The 16,559-nt window shown below is 62.4% G+C and carries 15 protein-coding genes and 1 tRNA gene; 9 read left to right on the top strand and 7 right to left on the bottom strand.

From position 1 onward, the window contains the following. Window positions 1-442 precede the first annotated feature (442 nt). Both rpsT and mutM read right to left on the bottom strand, forming a co-directional pair. Window positions 443-706, bottom strand: a complete 264-nt coding sequence (gene rpsT / locus H5V43_RS16380) for a 30S ribosomal protein S20 (protein ID WP_007687699.1) — start codon at window positions 704-706, stop codon at window positions 443-445. Window positions 707-825: 119 nt separating this feature from the next. Next, window positions 826-1,638, bottom strand: a complete 813-nt coding sequence (gene mutM, locus H5V43_RS16375) for a bifunctional DNA-formamidopyrimidine glycosylase/DNA-(apurinic or apyrimidinic site) lyase (RefSeq protein WP_025551635.1) — start codon at window positions 1,636-1,638, stop codon at window positions 826-828. 123 nt (window positions 1,639-1,761) lie between these two features. Here mutM and H5V43_RS16370 point away from each other — a divergent pair, with 123 nt between their 5' ends. Both H5V43_RS16370 and ubiB read left to right on the top strand, forming a co-directional pair. Continuing rightward, window positions 1,762-2,493 (top strand): class I SAM-dependent methyltransferase, encoded by a 732-nt coding sequence (locus H5V43_RS16370; protein WP_025551633.1) that lies wholly within the window; start codon window positions 1,762-1,764, stop codon window positions 2,491-2,493. A 49-nt stretch (window positions 2,494-2,542) separates the two neighbouring features. Continuing rightward, window positions 2,543-4,084 carry a 2-polyprenylphenol 6-hydroxylase gene (gene ubiB, locus H5V43_RS16365; RefSeq protein ID WP_044661614.1) on the top strand — a complete coding sequence of 514 codons (1,542 nt, stop codon included), beginning with the start codon at window positions 2,543-2,545 and terminating at the stop codon, window positions 4,082-4,084. A gap of 73 nt (window positions 4,085-4,157) precedes the next feature. Here ubiB and H5V43_RS16360 read toward each other — a convergent pair whose 3' ends face one another. Together H5V43_RS16360 and rlmB are read right to left on the bottom strand one after the other, a co-directional pair. Further along, window positions 4,158-4,907, bottom strand: coding sequence for a hypothetical protein (locus H5V43_RS16360; protein ID WP_025551631.1), 750 nt, complete (start codon window positions 4,905-4,907; stop codon window positions 4,158-4,160). Between the two features lie 33 nt (window positions 4,908-4,940). Beyond that, complete coding sequence (gene rlmB / locus H5V43_RS16355; RefSeq protein ID WP_025551629.1) at window positions 4,941-5,681, bottom strand: 23S rRNA (guanosine(2251)-2'-O)-methyltransferase RlmB; 741 nt, start codon at window positions 5,679-5,681, stop codon at window positions 4,941-4,943. Window positions 5,682-5,785: 104 nt separating this feature from the next. Here rlmB and H5V43_RS16350 point away from each other — a divergent pair. Together H5V43_RS16350 and H5V43_RS16345 are read left to right on the top strand one after the other, a co-directional pair. Further along, a tRNA-Tyr gene (locus H5V43_RS16350) sits at window positions 5,786-5,872 on the top strand. A 92-nt stretch (window positions 5,873-5,964) separates the two neighbouring features. Beyond that, the gene (locus H5V43_RS16345) at window positions 5,965-7,659 is read left to right on the top strand and encodes a site-specific integrase (RefSeq protein ID WP_193666717.1); all 1,695 of its coding nucleotides are present in this window, start codon (window positions 5,965-5,967) and stop codon (window positions 7,657-7,659) included. Window positions 7,660-8,421: 762 nt separating this feature from the next. Here the strand turns inward: H5V43_RS16345 and H5V43_RS16340 are convergent. Both H5V43_RS16340 and H5V43_RS16335 read right to left on the bottom strand, forming a co-directional pair. Further along, window positions 8,422-8,805, bottom strand: coding sequence for a DUF2513 domain-containing protein (locus H5V43_RS16340; protein WP_025551622.1), 384 nt, complete (start codon window positions 8,803-8,805; stop codon window positions 8,422-8,424). A gap of 1,229 nt (window positions 8,806-10,034) precedes the next feature. Continuing rightward, window positions 10,035-10,286, bottom strand: a complete 252-nt coding sequence (locus H5V43_RS16335) for a hypothetical protein (protein ID WP_025551615.1) — start codon at window positions 10,284-10,286, stop codon at window positions 10,035-10,037. A gap of 441 nt (window positions 10,287-10,727) precedes the next feature. Between H5V43_RS16335 and H5V43_RS16330 the strand changes: the two genes are divergently transcribed. Next, window positions 10,728-12,359, top strand: a complete 1,632-nt coding sequence (locus H5V43_RS16330; RefSeq protein ID WP_193666716.1) for a hypothetical protein — start codon at window positions 10,728-10,730, stop codon at window positions 12,357-12,359. Between the two features lie 165 nt (window positions 12,360-12,524). Here the strand turns inward: H5V43_RS16330 and H5V43_RS16325 are convergent, their stop codons facing one another. Continuing rightward, window positions 12,525-13,115, bottom strand: coding sequence for a recombinase family protein (locus H5V43_RS16325; RefSeq protein WP_025551685.1), 591 nt, complete (start codon window positions 13,113-13,115; stop codon window positions 12,525-12,527). A 515-nt stretch (window positions 13,116-13,630) separates the two neighbouring features. On the opposite strand from H5V43_RS16325, the gene H5V43_RS16320 reads away from it, so the two are divergent. The 4 genes from H5V43_RS16320 (at window position 13,631) to H5V43_RS16305 (ending at window position 16,519) form a co-directional block, all read left to right on the top strand. Then, a complete protein-coding gene (locus tag H5V43_RS16320) occupies window positions 13,631-14,095 on the top strand; it encodes a hypothetical protein (protein ID WP_128830872.1) in 465 nt (154 codons plus the stop codon). A gap of 437 nt (window positions 14,096-14,532) precedes the next feature. After that, window positions 14,533-15,081, top strand: coding sequence for a hypothetical protein (locus H5V43_RS16315; RefSeq protein ID WP_025551682.1), 549 nt, complete (start codon window positions 14,533-14,535; stop codon window positions 15,079-15,081). A 9-nt stretch (window positions 15,082-15,090) separates the two neighbouring features. Further along, window positions 15,091-15,936 carry a hypothetical protein gene (locus tag H5V43_RS16310; protein WP_025551680.1) on the top strand — a complete coding sequence of 282 codons (846 nt, stop codon included), beginning with the start codon at window positions 15,091-15,093 and terminating at the stop codon, window positions 15,934-15,936. 4 nt (window positions 15,937-15,940) lie between these two features. Next, window positions 15,941-16,519, top strand: coding sequence for a hypothetical protein (locus H5V43_RS16305; RefSeq protein ID WP_025551679.1), 579 nt, complete (start codon window positions 15,941-15,943; stop codon window positions 16,517-16,519). Window positions 16,520-16,559: the final 40 nt, after the last annotated feature.

Genomic DNA, 16,559 nt, shown 5'->3' with positions numbered 1-16,559 from the left:
AAACAGTCGACCCCCATCAACTGCACCCCATAGGCAGGGGCGATGCGACGCAGAGACCCGTTCCGGAAAAGCCCCGCCTTCCCGAATCTCGTGCATCAACCAACCATCTGATGACCGCCGGAAATTCGATTCGAGTGGCGGCCGGAGGATCAAAATAGACAGGCCTGCTTCGCCGGATCAAGGGCGCTGCCAGTCAAAAATGTGAAATAAAGCCGTTGACTCGGCAAACCCCGCAGAAAAGGCCGGTTTGAAAAATTACCCAGCAATTTCACTATATTATTCCAGCACCTGGACCGTCACCTCTCTCGAATCGAAGGAGAATCGCCGGAAATCGGGGCTTCCTCCAAAATGACCTTTTGGTGAATGAAACATGAAAAAGCCCGCCCCGCATCGACTGCGGGGCGGGCCTGTTCTGACCGACGAGCTGGAAAGTGGCTGGGTCTTAACCGAGCGCGCTGACGCGCTTCGTCAGACGGCCGAACTTGCGGGCCGCGGTGTTCTTGTGCAGCACGCCGCGGGCGACGCCGCGGGCGAGTTCCGGCTGGACCGACTGAAGCGCCGTGGTCGCGGCAGCCTTGTCGCCGGCGGCGAGGGCGGTTTCGACCTTCTTCACCAGGGTGCGAATCCGGCTGATGCGGGCGCCGTTGATCTCGGCGCGGCGGGCGTTGCGGCGGATGCGCTTCTTGGCTTGCGGCGTATTGGCCATTTACTGTCCTCGGTTCTCGTCAAATCTCGTGAAGGAGCCCGTCGGAATCCCCAACCGGCTCTCGTGAAGGTGCGCCCCTTACAGGGGAACAGGGGTTGCGTCAACCGCTGAGCGCCCCGCTATTTCTGGCATTTCGGGCAGAAAAAGGTCGATCTGCCTCCATCCACGCGGCGCCTGACGGGCGTGCCGCAATGGCAGGCTTCCCCCTCGCGGCCATAGACCCGCCATTGCTTGGAGAAATAACCCAGTTCGCCGTCGGGCCGGGCATAGTCGCGCAGCGTCGATCCGCCCGCGGCGATGGCGGCGGTCAGCACCTCCCGAATCGCGTCGACCAGCAGGGCGAGGCGGGCGCGGCCGATCCGGCCCGCTTCGCGCGTCGGGGCGATGCCGGCCATGTGGAGCGCCTCGCAGACATAGATATTGCCCAGCCCGGCAACGATGCGCTGGTCGAGCAGCGCGGCCTTGATCGACGCCGCCTTGCCCTTGAGGGCGGCGGCCAGCGCGTCGGCCGTGAAATCCGGCCCCAGCGGCTCGGGTCCCATGCGGGTGAAGGGGTTATGGGCCTCCCACGCCTCGCTGCGGACCAGGTCGAGCGAGCCGAAGCGGCGCGGGTCGTTGAGCGACAGAAGCCGCCCTCCCCCGGTCCCGATCAACAGATGGTCATGCGGCCCGATCTCCGCCGGATCGATTCGCCAGCGGCCCGACATGCCGAGGTGGAAGATCAGCGTGTCGCCGCGGTCGGTGTCGATCAGGCCGTATTTGGCGCGGCGCGACAGGCCGGTGACGGTGGCGCCGGTCAGCCGCTGGCGCAGGTCGACGGGTATCGGAAAGCGCAGGTCGGCGCGGCGCGGCTCGACCCGCGTCAGGAGCGAGCCCTGCAGGACCGATCGCAGGCCCGCGACGGTGGTTTCGACTTCGGGAAGTTCGGGCATGGCCCTCTATGGAGCGCCCCGGACCGCCCGGCAACAGGCCTCTTGCCGCATGCGGCGCCATGGACATTTTACCCGATCTCGGAGGTTTCCTCTCCCCGGAAAAATGCTCTAGAGCGTGCGCCCATGAGTGAAACCGCTTCCTTTGGCTATCGCGATGTCGAAGCCGCCGAAAAACAGGGGATGGTCCGCGCCGTCTTCTCCAATGTGGCGTCCAAATATGATCTGATGAACGACGCCATGTCGGGCGGCGCGCATCGGCTCTGGAAGGACCAGTTCGTCAGCCGGGTGAAGCCGCGCCGGGACGAGCTTATCCTGGACATGGCGGGCGGCACCGGGGACATCGCCTTCCGCATGCATCGCCATGGCGCGCGGGTGACGGTTTCCGACATCAATCCCGAAATGCTGGCCGTGGGCGTCGATCGGGCGAGGAAGAAGGGGCTGGAAGGCCTCATCTGGTCGGAGCAGAATGCCGAGGAGCTGAGCTTTGCGGACCGGGCGTTCGACGCCTATACGATCGCCTTCGGCATCCGCAACGTGACCCATGTCGACAGGGCGCTGCGCGAGGCGCATCGGGTGCTGAAGTTCGGCGGGCGCTTCTTCTGCCTGGAATTTTCCACCACGACATGGCCGGGCTTTTCCGACGTCTATGACGTCTATTCGCACCGGCTGGTGCCCAGGCTCGGCAAGCTGCTGGCCGACGATGAGGACAGCTATCGCTATCTGATCGAATCGATCCGCCGCTTCCCCCCCATGCCGGCGTTCGAGCGGATGATCCGCGACGCCGGCTTCGTGCAGACGAAGGTGGAACCGATCCTGGGCGGGCTGGTGGCGATCCATAGCGGGTGGAAAATCTGATGGGGCGCCCGTCACGTCCTTCTCCCGCAGGGGAAGGGCATAAATAGCGATGCCTTCCCACCTCACGCATATCTGGCGGCTGCTGAAATGGGGCCGCACCCTGGCGCGGCATGGCGCGCTGACCGGGATCGAGCGCGATCCGCTGACGCCGACGCCGGTGCGGCGGCTGGTGCGGGTGGCGCGGCTGGGCGCGCGGGTGCCCCGGCAGCCGCGCTATGCCGACGCCTTCCAGTCCATCGGCCCGGCGGCGATCAAGCTGGGCCAGACGCTGGCGACGCGTCCCGACCTGGTGGGGGAGGATGCGGCGAACGACCTGCTGCGCCTGCAGGACGCCCTGCCCCCCGTGCCGTTCGCCACCATCCGCGCGCAGATGGAGCAGAGCTTCGGGCGGCCGCTGGAAACGCTCTACAGCCGCTTCGACGAGGTGCCGGTGGGCGCCGCCTCCATCGCGCAGGTGCACCGCGCGGTGACGACGGACGGGCGCGATGTCGCGGTGAAGGTGATCCGCCCCGGCGTCATCGACCAGTTCAACCGCGACATCCAGACCTATGAATGGGCCGCCGCCCATGTCGAGATGCTGGGCGGCGAAGTGGCCCGCCTCCGCCCCCGCCTCGTCATCGCCAACATGAAGCGCTGGACCGCGCGCGAACTCGACCTGCGGCGGGAAGCGGCCTCGGCTTCGGAACTGGGCGAGGCGATGGAGGCCATGCCCGGCTATCGCGTGCCCGCCATCGACTGGGACCGCACGACCGGCAAGGTCATGACGATGGAGTGGATCGACGGGGTCAAGATCTCCGACCGGGACGCGCTGATCGCCGCCGGCCATGATGTGAAGGAAATCGCGGCAAGGCTGGTCAACGCCTTCCTGCGCCAGGCGATCGCCGAAGGCTTCTTCCATGCCGACATGCATCAGGGGAACCTGTTCGTCACCGCCAATGGCGACATCGTCGCGATCGACTTCGGCATCATGGGCCGCATCGACCGGCGCGCGCGCATGTGGCTGGCGGAAATCCTCTACGGCCTCATCACCGGCAATTACCGCCGCGTGGCGGAAATTCACTTCGAGGCGCAATATGTGCCGGGCCATCACAATGTAGAGGAATTCGCCACCGCGCTCAGAGCCGTGGGCGAACCGATGCGGGGCAAGCCGGTGCGCGAACTGTCGGTCGGCGGCATGCTGGACGGCCTGTTCGCCATCACCCGCGATTTCGACATGCAGACCCAGCCGCACCTGCTGCTGCTCCAGAAGACGATGGTGATGGTGGAGGGCGTCGCGACCGCGCTCGACCCCGACATCAACCTGTGGGAGACGAGCGGCCCCTATGTGAAGGAATGGCTGCGCGCCGAACTGGGGCCGGAGGCGAAGGCCGCCGACGCGCTGATCGAGAATGTCCGGATCTTGCAGCGCCTGCCGGGCCTTGTGAAGCGGATCGAGGAAGCCTTTCCGGAAAAGGGCGGCGCCCCCCCTCCGCCGCCCCTGACGGAGGTCAGGCTGATCCGGGTGGGCAGCGGCTGGCGCTATATGCTCGTGGCCTTGCTGGCGGGGATGGCCGGCGCGGGCGCGATGGCGGCGGCTACGACCTTTTGGTGACGGCCGGCTCCTGGTTGCGAGCCCGCCGTCGGGCACGGCCTCGACGCCAACCCGCCAGTAATGCGTCCTCAGCCTAGGGCCTGAACTTCAGCGTGGCCGCCGGCGCCTCGCCGGTCAGCGGCGTGATCTTCCAGACGATCCGTTTCCCCTGCGCCACGTCCTGCGCGCCGTCTTCCTGGTTCTGGCTGACGATCTCCGCATCGGTGGTGAGGGTGAAGGTGCCGTCCAGCGCCTTGGCGGCATCGTCGCCGCCATTGCCGCCCATCGGGTTCTGGCTCTTGTCATAGCCGTTGGAATAGCCCGGCGCCTTCACCCGCGCCCGGTCTTCCCCACGCAGTTCCACCGCCACGAAGGGCAGCACGATCTGCGCGTCGCTGTTGAAGGGAAAAAGGAAGGCGTGGGTCAGCCGGCCGCTGATCGCATAGTCGATCTCGAACCGGCGATTGCCCATGTAGCGGGCCGACCGAAAGCCCTTCTCCTTCGACAGCGCCGCCGCGATCGCCTGCATCTGCTGATCGTCGCCCTTGTCGTCCTTGACGTCGAAACGCTCCTCGGCCTTGCCCTGCGTCCCGGACCGGAGCGCCGTGCGCAGGCTGCTCTGCTGGTCCCTGGGCGTCGCGCCGTCGATCGGATCGTCATTGCCCGGCATCGAACCCAGGCCCTTGCCCATGTCCGATGCCAGTATCTCGCCCTTATAGGTAAAGCTGAAGCTCCGGTCGGCGCGGATGTCGAGCGTGGAATCGAACCTGCCCGGCGTCACCAGGCAGGCGGAGAGCAGCAGACTGGCCGCCAGCACGGCGGCCGAGCGCAGAAAGACCGTCACGATCGAACCCCCTGTCGTCCGTGGCCCCGGCCGCTACCGGCTGGCAGCCGCGTAGAGGGCGATCGCCGCCGCATTGGAGACGTTCAGGCTCTCCATGCGCGGGCTGATCGGCAGTTTAGCCAAAATGTCGCAATGCGCCATGCTGTTGTGACGCAGCCCTTCGCCCTCGGCCCCCAGCACCAGCGCGACGCGGGACGTGCCGATGGCCTCGCCCAGCGTCTGCTCCGCCTCGCCGTCCAGCCCGATGCGCCAGTAACCGGCTTCCGCGATCTCATCCAGCGCCCGGGCAAGGTTCACGACCCGCACCCAGGGCACGATCTCCAGCGCGCCCGACGCGGCGCGCGCCAGCACCCCCGATTCGGGCGGCGCATGGCGGTCCTGCGTCACGATGCACAGCGCGTCGAACGCCGCGGCGGACCGCAGGATCGCGCCGACATTATGCGGGTCCGTCACCTGGTCCAGCACCAGCACGGGCCTGTTATCGTCCTGCCCCGCCTCCAGCACGTCGCCCAGCCAGACATCGTCCAGCGGCTCCACCTCCGCCACGATCCCCTGATGCGGCGCGTCCGACGGCACCATGCGGCCCAGATCGGCGCCATCGGCATAGACGATGGGCAAGACGGGCGGCAGGTCGAGCGCGTTCAGCGCCTCCCTCGTCCCCCATATCTTGCGCACCACCCGGTCCGGATTGGCGAGCGCGGCGATGACGGCATGCCGTCCATAGAAGCGGGGAAAGGTCCCTTTGGCCTTTCCGGTGCGATTTCCTCTTTTCATGGGAAGCGCTCTTTTCACATTGGGCCATTGACAGGCAAGTCTCCTTTCGCCATTGGAGCGCCCTCCAGCCGGTCGGGGCACCCTCCGACGCCGGTTAGGCGACTGGACAGGTGGCCGAGTGGTTAAAGGCAGCAGACTGTAAATCTGCCCGGGTTTCCCGTACGCTGGTTCGAATCCAGCCCTGTCCACCATCGCTCTGCAAGCGCTTGAAATGCCTCCAAAACCTCGGAAAACTCAGCTTTCTACCCCCGGAAATGGTACACAATCCGGCACAGGAGGCGTAATGGGCAAGTCCCTTGATTGGGTGCGAGAAGAGGCTACCGGAAGACTTATTTTTCGCCGTCGCTATCCCGATGATGTTCGCCCCTTTCTTGCCAAGCCTGGGTGCCGGGAGCTCAAGGTCCCTCTAGGCTCAAAAACATATATCACGCCGGAAGCCTTCCAGCGATATGAACAGGCGAAACGGCGTTTTGATCGGGAGGTCCGAGAAGCGCGAGCCGCACGCAAACGACACGAGAAGGACCAAGAGGGTAGGCTTGATTCCTATACTCCGGACACGATAGCCCACCTTGTAGAGCTTTTCGTGCATGATTGGCATGTCTACGAAGAGGCCTCACTCCGCGCCAAAGGCGAGGCATGGGCCGAGCTGGTCAAGAGCGGCTGGGACGAATTGCTCGGTGAGTTCCGCGAATGGCGGCTGGCCGCGAACATAGAGGCCATGGAAAAGCGTTGGGGGAAAGACGCAGACGCTCTTTTGTCGGCGGAAGGGCTGCTGGTCGATCCAAGCGACCATGAGGGGCGGAGCCGCTTTCTTTACGCCTTGAATGATGCCGCAATAGAATTCCACGAATCATCCGAGGCCAGAACGGCCGGGATGGTCGTAAAGGTCCCGCCAAGGCCCAAACGGCCGATGAACCCCAAAGGCCGCGCTCGGACCGTTTCGGCGCTCCTCGACGCCTATAAGGCCGCCAAATGGGACGGCTGGAGCGTATCGAGCCGCAAAGCAATCTCTCCAGTCATGCGCCTCCTGCGTGAGACTATCGGGGATCGCGATGCCGCTTCCATCGACCGGGCGGCGGCACGAGAGGTATTTGAGCTGGTTAAATCGCTGCCCATGAGCATCGGCAAACGAGCCGAATTCAAAGGCCTTACTGTCCCTGAAGCTATCGCGGAGGGACGAAGGCTAGGAAGCCCAACCATTGGCCCTAACACGGTCAATAAGGGTTACATGGTGCAAATGTCCGCCATCTTTAACTGGGCGGCGGACGAGGAGTGGGCGACTAAGAACCCCTTTAGCGGATTGTCGGTGGACGATCCTGTGGAAGATCGCGACCGCCGCGAGCCCTTCACGATGCCCCAGCTTCAAAAACTGTTCTCGGCCGAGCCTTGGACGTCACGACAAGCGGACGCAGCCGAGAAACCTGGCGGCTATTGGGTGCCGCTGATTGCCCTCTACTCGGGCATGCGGCTGGGCGAAATCACGGGCCTCCGCATTATGGACGTGGCGGACCTTGAGGGCTTCCCCACTTTCATGCTTCGGCCGCATGAGGGGCGCCGCCTAAAGAACAAAGAGAGCCGCCGCAACGTCCCCTTACATTCTGAACTGGTGCGGCTGGGCTTCCTATCTTTCCTGACGCACCGCCGTGACATCGGACGGCCTGAAGACCTCCTCTTTCCGGATGGCAAGGCAAGCTCCCGTGGGCAATCCGGCGCTAAATTGGGCGAGCGGTTCTCCTTGCTTCTGAAAGAGCGGGAAATCGTCGGCACGAAGCTAGGCATGCACAGCTTCCGCCACAACTTTGAGGATGCGTTGCGCCTCATTGGGTATTTCGGGCGGCCAGAAGGACAGGCGCTGGCGGGCCGCAAGATAGCAGGGTCCGAAGGAAATTACGGGTCCGGCTTCACGGTCAGCACTCTTCGGGGCGTGCTTGAGAAGGTGAGATACCCCGAGCTGGACCTTACGCACCTCCAGCCCTGAAAGTCGCTACGGGCCCGCAGGGATCGTTACCTACACCCTCATCCCCGCCTTACCGGGGAAGGCCAAACTCGGCCCGTAGCTCCTACAGCCTACCAGCATCATTCGCGCCCACGCAAGGCAGCTCTGGGCGTCGCACGCACCATCGAAAGGGGAACATCATGGACACTCTATCACCGGAGGAGCGAGAAGCTCTCCAACGTCTTTACAGAGCCCTCCGTCACTTCCGGGCCATGATGGGTCCGACAGTACCTAGCCAGGTCATACAGGCCTTTTTGGCCGTAGCGCTGGACGAAGGGAAAGCCGTAAGCGACTACGCGGCGGCGCTGGGGAGCAACCTTTCGACGGCATCGCGGCATTTCATGGACCTTTCCGACCGCAGCCGAAACAAGGCCGAAGGACACATGATGATTGTTCGCCAGCGGAACCCCATGAATGAGCGAGAGGTCCTCATGTCCCTATCCGGCCAAGGGAAGCTCATGCGGCGGCTGGTATTGGAGACGATGGGCTGTTAGCGGTCATTCTCCGCAGTAGGCGGGTTCTCTTCGTCTATGAGGCGCTGAAGGACCCCTATGGGCGTATCGTCCACAAGCCGGATTATGGCGTCACAGGAGCACCCTACAGTCTTCTGGAGCCTGATGACCCGATAAGGGACATTCAGTTCCTTGCCGCACTTCGGGCAATCCACCTGGGCCTTAATGTCGTCCAGCTCGTTTGCCATGGGGAAGCTATACGACTTGCGAGCCTGAGAGTCACTGAGACCCGCTAGGCTCCTACCGGAAGGCCTAGGGTGGTCATTTTTTGCAGGACGAAGCCCTTAGCCAGCTCTGCCACAATCGAAACGGACCAAGCGCCTACCTTGGCAGCTCCCGCTTTTGTCTTCTGCCAGATTTCGGGGTCCCTCACCGTGCCGAGAAATTCGTGCCCCTGCCAAGTCAAGGAAACATCCTGGAAGAGAAAGCCATATTCCGTATTCGCGTCCATGGCGCAGAAGGCATCCACGAAACCAGCCTGCTTAAGAAGGTCGATATGGTGATGGATGGGGCCTTGCTCGTAGCCGTCTACTTCCAGATATCCCTCAACGGTGGGCGTCGGGTGACCTTCGATCTTCAACAAGATCGCCCTCACTAGGTCCATATCACGCTTCATCTTGATCCCTGTGTTTCCGAGTGTGGATATCCAGTCTAGCGGTACTGCCCACTCAGTCCACCAATAGTCTTTTATCGGGCATCGAGGCCTCAAGGTCCCCCGCGCTGACATTCCAGGCGCGCGCTAGGGCGTCCAGCTCCGCACGGGACACCCGGTCCCCGGCGCTTATCGCCATGAGTCTCTTGGGCACGATGCCCGTCCGTTTCGCTAGCTTCACATAAGGGGTTCCCTTCTGCATCTGCCAGGCGTCAAACCACCTCGATCCTGTGCGGATCATATCGGCTACTGTGTGATTATCGGACCAAGTGTCCAGCAGCTTAGGAATAGGCTGCTCCCCCTTGCGTCTCCGGCTCATCGCTTCTCCCCGTAGGCCCAGATCATCTCCTGCAGCATGGCCTCGTCATAGGAGACCCCAGCGTCTCCCCAAGGCATCGCAAGGTTTCTTCCGTCCTCCAGTCTGATCCTTGCTACGGCCTCACAGGTGGCAAGCCACTCTCCCTCAACAATGCCGCAGGAGTCCATGAGAGCGCCTAGGAGAGCCATGCGGACTGAAAGGGCCTCCGCTGCGATGGCGGGTCGCTTTAAGCGCTGGTGGGCCGCAAATCGATGTAGGCGGGCGCGTTGGGTTTCCATCGGACCCTGCACGGCCGCGAAGGCGTCCACGAGAATATCGCCGGTCAGCTCCACAGCATTGATTTGGTCCAGCGGGACTGGGCAAGGGGAAGGGGCAGCGGTGAAGGGCATTGCGTGCATTTCGATCCTCCAAGGCGACTCAAGGCATGGATGGAGGATAGAACAAAAAGAGAACATATGGAATGGGCGCTTGATCGTGGCTGGCGAATAAGGGACCTTGCAGAACCATCGGATGGAGGTGTCATTGTCTGGAATGCCCAGCCCTGAAGAGTTCGTCGCCAGTTTGAAGCGAATGCATGCAGACACACTACGCGGCATGTCCCTGGCGGAAGCCTCCGGGGATCGGAAAAAGATAAGCGCGTTTCGGAAACTGGTGGCCAAGTCCGAGAAAATGTTGCGACAGTGCGGGATTGATCCGGCCCGCATTTAGGCCGTGAAAGCCGCAGAAATCCGGCAATTATTGCGCATCTAAGAACAACTGTCCCGCCAGCCGCTCGGAGCCTCAGGTTCCGGGCGACGCATTATAACCCATTCTTAGAAGAAAGGAGGCTTTGCGCGGCTGGAAAGCTCCCCGTTCTGAGCGGGGGCCTCATCTGTCAGTCTATCTCCGGTCCGGCCTTAATCAGCTCATAGCCGTTCGCGTCCAGGATCACGGTTCCGCTCGGAATTTCGGTGAAGTCTAAGCAGGGCGGGTCGTCCCTATTCAGCGTTATTTCTACCACGGAGCCCGACCTCAGGCCCTTCTTGTAGCCTTGCGTCACGAAACGGATGACCGTGCCGATAGGTGGAACGGCGTCAATTTCAGACTCGAAGATCGTAGAGCCGCTCAAGTGGATAATAAGCCTCAAGTTTCTTCCCCTTTCACCGCTCCATAACACCGACCTTCCGAAGGCTCCAGCGATGATGGCACCGCTAACCGGGGCGCCCCAGAGATAACTCTGGGTGCGCTCTGCTTCCCTTTCGGCCGACCTCTCGGTAATCGGCTGACAGCGCCAAACTGGCGGTTTTCCTGGCTTCTCGCATTATTGCCCATCTAAGAAGAATTGTCCGTGCCGACATGCCCCGATCGCAGGGGACCAATTCCCCCAACGTGAGAAGAACATGCGGCGTGGGGAAACGGTGGGGGAACGGACGTTACCTAGCTGCCAAGCGCATTGGGTAGAGCTCTTAATGCCCCCCTGTGTCGAGCTGGAGGACACCAAGTTAGTAAATCCCCATAAGGAACTATGAGACTTTAAGAACTTAAAGGTTCTTGAAGGTGGACAATAATAATCAATTTAAGAGATAACATGAAGGAACTTAAAGTAGCGATAAGTCAGCTTAACGCTGCCTCAAGCTCCGTCCCTCAGTTGGTCCTATCTTCAATGGACCCCGGCGAAGGAAAGTCATCAGCAATCTGTGATTTTATCCGCTCCTGGAAAGATGAGGGCTTCCGCGATCATCACGGCGCCTTGATCGTTCTGTCCCGTCACGAAGAAATACGGTCCTATGTGGACCAGGCGGGCCTCTCTCGTCATCACTACGCCGTCACGGTCGCTGAAGGCGACGCTATGAACGAAATGGGCCTGTCCGATCCTGACGCCGCGCCCGTCATCTTCACGACCCATGAGAAGCTCCGCCGCTGGACGACTGGCCGCTCCTTCGCTGATGCTGACAAATTCCATTACCTGGGCCGCCCTCGTACCCTGCGCATCTGGGATGAAAGCTTCCTCGCGGCCCAGCCGGTGACGGTGCGGCTCGACATGCTCAAGGGCATCCCGGCCGTCTTGCGCCCGCTGGACCCGAAAGCCGCTCAAGGCCTGGACGCCATCACGGCCGCTCTGGAGTCCGTAGAGACTCGCCAGTCCGTTACGCTATCTCACCAGCTCTCGGCCTGCCCTTCGACTCTGGCGGCCCTCTCAGGGGCTCAGAAACGGGAATGGGACGGGCTGGTTTCCATCCTGGGAAGAGAAGCAATCATCCTCCGGGATAATCGTATGGGCAGGGTCCTCGCATCGGCTACCGCGCCCCTGCCCGCCGACTTCCAACCCGCTCTCGTGCTCGATGCCTCGGGCAGGGTTCGGGAGACATACCGGGCCATGGAGGAGACTGGCGCCCCGATCCGACGCCTACCAGGGGCAGGGCGCAACTACAGCCGCTTGACGGTCCGCCACTGGGACCGAGCGTCCAGCCGATCGGCGCTAAATGTCCCTGAGACTCGCCGCGAAATACTGGAAGGCGCCGCGTCGGTCATCAACGCTGCCCCCGCTGAAGAATGGCTTATCATCCATCACCAAGCCCGAGGCGCCGATACGGTCCTGGACGAGCTGAAAGCCCAGGTCGCAAATCCCGAGCGGCTCCATTTCGTCAACTGGGGGCGCCACAACGCCACGAACGCCTACCGGCATGTCCGCAAGGTCATGGTGCTGAGCCTCTGGCATCTGACCGACGCCGCCTACACGGCCCACCATATAGCCGCTTCCGGCCGCGTTCCGTCCCAAGGGCTCGACCGTGAGACCATCAGCCGCATTGCAGCCGGGGAGCACCGCCACAACCTCTTACAGGCCATATGCCGCGCCAATGTGCGGAACGGTGCTGATGGTGTTTGCGGGGACTGTGAGGCCTATGTGATCGGAAAGACCGGGAAGGACACCAAGGCGCTATTGGCCGAGACCTTCCCCGGAGCGGCGATAAAGGACTGGCGGCCGTTCGGCGCTGGAGAGCTGACGGGCAGGAGCCTGGACGTCGCTGAGGAAATAAGGCGGCGCTTCGTAGCTGGAGGGGCTGAGCGGGTCCGTAAGATCGACATACGGAAAGCGGTAGGAATGGGCACGGCTCCAGAGTTGGCCCAGGTGCTCACGCGTCCGGCCTTTAAGGCCTGGCTGGCTGGCGAGGGGCTCGTTCTCGGGACGAAGGAGGTTCGCAGGGCCGATAGGGTCTAGATGAAAACGCTAGGTCCCCTGAAAGTCCCTCGCGGCCTCCTTCACGCCCGCGCCGTTATCCCGGACCTAAGCACCCCGACGAAAGCCCCAGGGCGGAGCGCAATCTGCCCAAACACATTGGACAGCAAGGCTTACGTTGTGGAGCCCGGTAAAGGCTGAGCCTGATTATTTTCCCGCCTCTGCAAAGCGCTTCTCGACCCGCTGGATAGCCGCCCGCGACACATCGAATTGTTTTGCCAGTGCGCCCAAGGACACACCCTCCCGACGCTGGGCCGCAATGGCCTCTTGGTCCTCACGGCTCAGGGCAGCTGGCCGCCCCAGTGTCTTCCCCTCGGCCTTAGCGCGGCTCAGGCCCGCTTGGGTGCGCTCAATCAAGAGGTCGCGCTCAAACTCGGCCACAGTATTGATGATGCCCATAGTCATCTTGCCCGCTGCGCTGGTCAAGTCCACGCCACCTAGGGCCAGGCAATGGACCCGCACGCCATCCTTCGCCAACTGTTCGACCGTGGCGCGAACGTCCATCGCGTTGCGGCCGAGGCGGTCCATCTTGGTTACGACCAGGACGTCCCCATCCTCCAGTCGGTCCACCAGGCGCGAGAAGCCCTTACGCTCCTTCGCCGCAACGGACCCAGATACGGTCTCGGCCACCACGCGCTTAGGATCGACAGCGAAGCCCGCTGCCTCAATCTCGCGGACCTGGTTGTCCGTGGTCTGATCGGCGGTGCTGACGCGGCAGTAGGCAAACGTGCGGGCCATCTGGCTCTCCATGTATCGAAACTCTGTATCGGTAAATGACTTGCATCGGATATGGGGTCAAGCTACTTTTCGATACACCCAATCAGATTGTATCGTAATTGTCCATTTTCGATGCAGCCGATTGCTGAGGCAAATGTCGGAATGGTGGCGCGACCTTATCGTTGCCCTCTGCCTGCATATGTCGCCACGCTCTCCCGCTTGTCAGGAGCTGGGGTGAGGGGTTGCCGATCCCCTGCCCGTGCCGTCCCCCTCCGGTCTCCCGCCGCGCAGTCAGGGGGAATGGCAATGCCAATCTCACGGGTCCCTTCCTCCCGCCACCCGTGGTCCCAGCGGCTCAGGCCACAATCCAATTCAAAATTGGCGGCTTCGCTCGAACGAAAAAATTTCCGCTCGGACCTTTCACGCACACACGCCGCCCCAGAAATTTCCACAGGAAGCACATGGCAACTAAACGCACCGGCCGCCCCCGTGGCCGACCACCAGGCGCAAAGAACATTCCGCGCCTAGAGGCCTTCGTGGCCGACAGTCTCTTATCGCCACCTCCCGTCCCGATCGTCACCAAGCCGAAAGGCGCCGCATGGGGGCCGTGGGCCAAGATGACCCCGGAGGAGCGGACCGCCTACGCCAAGGACCTTGCGGCCAAGTCGGCGGCGCTGAGAAAGCCTCGGGGGTCGCCACGGCTCGGCAAGCCCAAGCACCTGACCAATGCGCAGTTTGACGCGGCCGTAGAGGCCCAACGGCCGGTGGTCGCCAAGATCATGAAGAAGATGGCCCAGCGCGGGGAGCTGCCAGATGACTCCGATGCCGTGGAAGCCTTGGAGAGGGTCCTCCTCGTCTTGCGGAGCCCTGTGCCCGTTGCGGACCGCACGGCCGCCGCTCGGGTCATATTGGACTTCACGAAAACCAAGCCGACCGCGAGGACGGAGAGCACCCTTAAGACCGCTGAGGACTATCTGGACGAAATGGCGCGGGAGGGCTGAGGTTTGGGACCAGGTTGCCGCCCGGTCCCGCCCCTCCGCGTTAATCTGCGCGGGCAGTTAACTTGGCCGTCCTGTAGTTAAGAACCGCGATGGGTAGCTTAATCAACACGATGGCAAGTCCGAGTAATTCCGCCGCTACCGTTGGATTATGTAAGAGGTAGGCGGCGATAGATGCAGAAGTAATAATAGTCTGTCCTTAGAGTTGCGAGGCGACCGACCATTCGGCGCAGGCTGCATTTGCCCTGCTTCTCAACGCCCCGCCAGAGCCTTCCAGCACCATATCCTAGTTACGGGTACCTTTTTGGGTCCCTTCCGCCCCATCCGGTTCCATCCGCCACTTTCCGGCCCAGCCGAGGAAACCCCCGGCCACTTTTCGGCACAGGGGGACCCGTATGGGACCAAATCCACAACCCAAATCCAATACAAACAGGAATACAATGACCCCTAAGCCATCAACAGACGGCTTAACCTTCACCCGCGTCTGCTACGGCCAGCCCGTCCGCATCTTCATGTGGGAGGGCGCCCCGTGGTTCGAAGCGGAACCATTCTGCACGTCAATGGGCCTCTCGATCGCCGCCCTCGACGTCTTCAACCGCACCGCGACGGACGACGATATCGCGCTCTATCCCTTCGATGACGAACCCGTCTTTGCCGTCTCACCCATCGGCGCTTGGAAGCTGGTAGAGGCGAACGATCCTAACCGCTGCGCCAAGTTTGCCGCATGGGCCAAGCGTGAAGCTGCCCAACTCGCGCCGGACGCCCCGCTGAACGATCCCCGCATGTTCCTTACGCTCCAGGCGGACGGCATGTTGCCGGAAATGCCGGGTAAATATACCGGGCGCCGCTCGGAGTGGTACGCCCTGAAGGAGTCACCTGAGCATCAGGAAGCCAAGCAGCGGGCCCGGTCAGTCCTTCGGAACATGTCGCTCCGCATGGCCAACCCTCAGCATTTTTCGGCGCCACCAGTCGCCGCACCATCCCTCTAAGGAATATCTATGTCATTTCCATCGGCCTCGCCTTGGGCCGCCTCTCGCTCCATTAGCCCGTTCGACACTGACAGCGCCATGCCCGCCCCGTCTGCTGGCGGTACGCTCCAACAAACCCTCCCGGCTCCTCCGCCCTCTGTAAAGAAAAAGGCGACCATCTGGGACAATGACCATATCTCCGAAACGCTCCTGGGCATCGGACAGGCCTTCCTGTCTAACCAGAATTTCGGAGAGGGCCTTGGGGCCGCAGCGGGCGTAATGGCTGACCGCAACGCGGGGCTCCGCAGGGAAGCTCAGAAGTCAGTCACCTATGGCGGCCCAAATAACCGCTTTGAGATTATGACGGATGCTCAAGGGAACCGCACGGTTCGTGAGGTCCCCGAGTTCGCCAAGGCCGCTCAGGACGAAAGGGACGCTAAGGCCCGCGCTGAGCGAGAGGCCAAGGCGGCGCCATCCTGGAAGGAGGCGCAGGACCTAAAGGCTCGCCTCGTCTACCAGATCGGCAAGCTCCCGGCCGACCAGCGAGCCGCAGCCTATGCGGACTTGATTGCCAATCCGCAGCGATACGGCATCAGTCCGGAGGGGATGCCCTCCGCGTGGAGCGACACTTACGGGACCGTAGCGGGCAATTCGGGCATGACGGTTGCGCAGGCCAGCAGTAATGAGCGCGGCGACCGCATCGCCGATAACCGCATCGCCACGAACGATGCCCGCACCGCGCAGGGTGCCGCACGTGTGGATTTGGCCCGTGCCGCTGACGCCCGAGCGGAGCGCAGATCCACCCTACGTAAAGTGCCTGCCGCCGTGACCCGCAAGGCAACCATCAAGACGCCTACGGGCTTCATACTGGACTAATCCCATGAGCGAAATTCAAGAAGGCCAGACGGCCACCAATCCGAAAACCGGCCAACGCATTATCTTTAAGGGCGGCCAGTGGCACAATTACACCGAGCCGGGAGCCGCCCCGTCGCAGCCCACGAAAAGCGGGCAGCCCTTCGAAACCTCAAAGAGCCGCGACGCCGCCAGAGCCGCATTGGACCAGATGGACCGCATTCAGCCCCAGGTGGACCGCGTGCGGGCGCTCTACAATGAAACCCTCCGGGGTTCAGGGCCACTCAAATCCTTGGGCGAGTTTATGCCTACCCAGGCTAATGCCCGATTCGATAATGCCGTCGCAGGGCTTCGCACTCTGGTCCGGCCCGCCCAGCGCACCCCAGGCGAAGGGGCCATGTCGGACTTTGAGAGTAAGCTGGCCATCCAAAACCTACCGAACCGCTACAGTTTCGACAGCGCCAACGAAGAGGCATTGGACGGCCTCCAAACCTTCCTCGACACGAGCCGCGCCTCCTATTCCAAGCGTCTCGGCCTCCCGACCCCGCCACCATCTGTCCGCCGCAAACCATCCACGAACGGCTGGACCATCCGCAAAGTTAAGTAATGCCAAGATACGTAATTGAGGGGCCAGACGGCTCAACCTT

Origin of the sequence: Sphingobium fuliginis (assembly GCF_015074805.1) — a bacterium.
In the GTDB taxonomy this organism is placed as follows: domain Bacteria; phylum Pseudomonadota; class Alphaproteobacteria; order Sphingomonadales; family Sphingomonadaceae; genus Sphingobium; species Sphingobium fuliginis.
This window is presented reverse-complemented; position numbering and strand designations above follow the sequence as displayed.